General features: G+C 47.4%; 3 protein-coding genes. All 3 read left to right on the top strand.

The window, feature by feature from the left end; all coding sequences use genetic code 11:
- Nucleotides 1-138: 138 nt before the first annotated feature.
- The 3 genes from KOO63_00220 (at nt 139) to KOO63_00210 (ending at nt 3,079) form a co-directional block, all read left to right on the top strand.
- Nucleotides 139-906, top strand: a complete 768-nt coding sequence (locus tag KOO63_00220; GenBank protein ID MBU8920262.1) for a hypothetical protein — start codon at nt 139-141, stop codon at nt 904-906.
- 461 nt (nt 907-1,367) lie between these two features.
- A complete protein-coding gene (locus KOO63_00215) occupies nt 1,368-2,165 on the top strand; it encodes a hypothetical protein (GenBank protein MBU8920261.1) in 798 nt (265 codons plus the stop codon).
- 68 nt (nt 2,166-2,233) lie between these two features.
- Complete coding sequence (locus KOO63_00210; protein ID MBU8920260.1) at nt 2,234-3,079, top strand: hypothetical protein; 846 nt, start codon at nt 2,234-2,236, stop codon at nt 3,077-3,079.
- Nucleotides 3,080-3,379 lie beyond the last annotated feature (300 nt).

The raw sequence follows: 3,379 nt of genomic DNA, 5'->3' as shown, positions 1-3,379 counted from the left end.
GGGACATCACAAACATGCCCGCTACGCGGGACGTTCGTGAAATCCTTTTCCGTTAACCAGCAACTGTAAACAGGCAATTGTGGTATTGGACGCTTCAAGGGCTCCGAGTGTCTACGAAACCAGGGGAAGTCCAGGCGAATGGAAATTGTGTACAAAGAAGTCATGCAGGAATTCGATGAACTATTTGCTTTGTTAGCCGACATCGTTCCGGCACCAGTGGCCGCTCCTAGAGATAAAGGGATAGTTTTTCGTTATGTGGAGCAATCGATTGAACAGGCGATCATTCAGAAACTGACTCGATACATCAGCGGTTTACGGGCTGCTCGTGTTCTTTTGGACCGAGGCTTTCTTCAGGAATCAACCGTGCTACAGAGAACGCTGGATGAGTTTGGTGAGGACATAATGTTCCTCAGTCTCGCAGTGGTGGCGAATGAACAAACGGCAATTCATGAGACCTACCTGAAGGCCTTCTACGCCGACGATTTCGAGAACACTAACGATCCCATGGGCTCAATTAGAAATCGCCAAAAGAGGGTGACACGCAAGGAGGTCAGAAAGGCTATCGACCAGTCAAATGCGACTATCGCTACTCGCGTTGGCGGTGAATTTGTGTCAGCAACCGAGCAGGTTTGGGCGATAGGCAAGCTCTTTTCTGGATTTGTCCACGGAGGGTCGCCTCAGATCATGGAAATGTATGGCGGTAAACCTCCGCATTTTCACTTGGAAGGGATGCCGGATATTCCGTTGGTTGCGGTGCACGAGGAGAGTTTCTGGAATCAGTACTACCGTTGTGGCCAAAGTTTCGCCATCGCGGCTCAAGCGTTGGGGTCGCCCGAGGTTTTCAGCCGAGCGCAAGATTTACTGAAAGAACTTGAACGTGCCGCGGGCAAAGCTTATGACGGTTAAACAGGGAGGCAATTCTGATTCTCGTGAGCTCCTGAGAAGCAACGTTTCCAGTTTGCGGCAAAGGTGCAAACCAAAACAGACATACCGTGGAGGAGTTGAGGGATAAACAGTCAGAAGGTTTAGGGATTTGGTGATCTTGCAACGGCATGTTTTTGAGTGGATTAGGTGGATGAAAACATCCACAGTTTGACAAAAAAGGCTTCTGGGTTCCTCTGTGGGTTCCCTTAGATCTCCTAAATTGATAAAATGAAAATGATGTGGACGCAGCATCTTGTGTAGCCTATTCAGTTATATAGAACAGGCGATCTCATGTTAGCCAAATGAATTGAGTATGTCTGGCCGTGTACGATTACCGGAAACCACCAATTTCCATTACCGTTTACGCTGACGAGCGAAAACAACTGTGTGATCGGTGGGACTATATAGGACTAGTATTTATCCCTAGTAATCGTCTCGAGTACATGCGTGGTTTACTCAACGCGGTGAGATCAACCTACAGTTACTTCCACGAACTAAAGTTCAGTGGCCTGAATAGAAGTGGGCGCGGAGAAAAGGTCGCCACGGGGAAGAAGTGGGCATCAATTGTTCTGGATGAGGCGAAGCAAAACGGTGCTTTGTACCTGAAAATCCTCGGTATTGACCGACACAATTTGAACGAAAATGCATTTGGAGAAAATTCGTCGAAGTCGGCGACATACGCCGCAATGTATAATCGGTTTTTTCGGTCCCAGCTGATTGGGGGGTTGAAATACTATTTCGGCGCAGATCATCCAATCGTTGTCGACGAAGTTGTTCACGACACCGAAGGAAATCTAGAAAATCACGAGTACTTTGACTGGCACTCTATTATGTGTGCGGAACGTGACGTCGAAAATGTGTCAGTGAAGACCAATTCTATTCAGTTCGTGGACTCGGACCCAAAATCACTCGAAGCGCACCCCGTTCACACGGAATTTGTGCAGTTTGCCGACATAATTCTCGGCGCAATCAGCCATTGTGTCGAGTGCCACAATCGACGCAATGAGGGCATGCACGAAGTTGCAAAGGTCCTTTTGCCATTGGTGGAGCGCATGTCTCACAATCCGCGCAATCGCAACAGTTCGTACGGCTATCATCGCAGGTATGGAATTTCGTTTTTCCCCAAGGAAAAAGTCTCGAAATCAGAAGGCGAGTGTTCGACCGATGGATTGTACAGTAACAGACAAATGGCTCTAAAAACAAAGGTGTCAGGCCAAAGGTCAATCCCGGGCATTGGCTAACAAGTGTTTGCAGCTGAAGCCAAAGTTATACGAATATTTTGGCTCTCAGTCGGGTAGAGGGCGATACCATGGAAACCTTAAAGAGCATCTTCAATAATCGAGAGCTGGCCCTCTATTTTTGGGGACTGGTGTTTGTCGGTTGGTTTCTTTTTCATGGTCCAGTGCGAGCATCAGTAAAAACTCTTTTTCAAACATTCTTTCACCCCAAACTGTTTTCCTCCTTCTTGGTGCTCGTCGCGTCCACCGTGGCACTTGTTTACCTGCTGTGGCAGGTCGATTACTGGAGCGTCGGTGATCTCAAAGAAACGATCACGTGGTTTTTCGGTGTTGCTTTGGTGATGTTTGTAAATTCTGGTGATGCATGGCGGAAGGACGGCTACTACAAAAAGGTATTGAAGGGGTTGTTTACGTTAACCGTTTTTCTGGAATTTTTAGCCAATATGTATGTCTTCCCCTTGTGGGTGGAGTTAATTTGTTTCCCTGTAGTCGCGCTCGCAGTAGCAATGAAGGCGTTTTCCGAGAACAAGGACGAGTACAAAGCTGTCGAGCGGTTGTTCAACGCATTCTTGGTGTGTTATGGCCTGACCGTAGTCGGGTTCTCGCTCGCAAGCGTCTTTCGCTACAAGCCCGATCTGATTACCTATTCAACAATTCATGGGTTTTTGCTTTCGCCCATCCTCACTGTTGCGATTCTGCCATTCTTCTACTTGCTCGCTCTGTATGCTGCATACGAGTTTATTCACTGTCGCATGCGCGTGATCAATGACGACGAACGACTGGTACGGTACGCTGCTCGAAAAATCGTACAAAAGTTTCATGTCAATCTAGCCGGACTCCGGAATTGGGATAAACGCATGGGGGTTATTCGAGTAAAATCCAAGGAAGATATTAACAGATTGTTGGTCGACGAATAGGACTTGTATAGCAAGAGCTAGCAGGGAGTGAACCGCCCCGGGTTTTACGGAGATTCCTTTAATTGAGCTCAATCAATTAGGGTCTTCAGGAAGAAGCAAAAAGCGGGAAACCATCAATTGGAAAATTTGCATTGATGGCCAGGATTACCTCTTGCCAAGGCCAATTTTATTCCATGCTCTTCATCAAACTCGAAAGAAATCTAGCAAAGGGAACGATATCTTCCGAAACACTGGCCTCTTCCAATGAAGTCATATAGGTATCGCGCTGCTCCACCGGAATAACCACCCAGGGATATCCTC

Source organism: Candidatus Latescibacterota bacterium (assembly GCA_019038625.1).
GTDB lineage: Bacteria > Krumholzibacteriota > Krumholzibacteriia > Krumholzibacteriales > Krumholzibacteriaceae > JAGLYV01.
The sequence above is the reverse complement of the archived record's forward strand: the minus strand, read 5'-3'. Positions and strand labels throughout refer to the sequence as shown.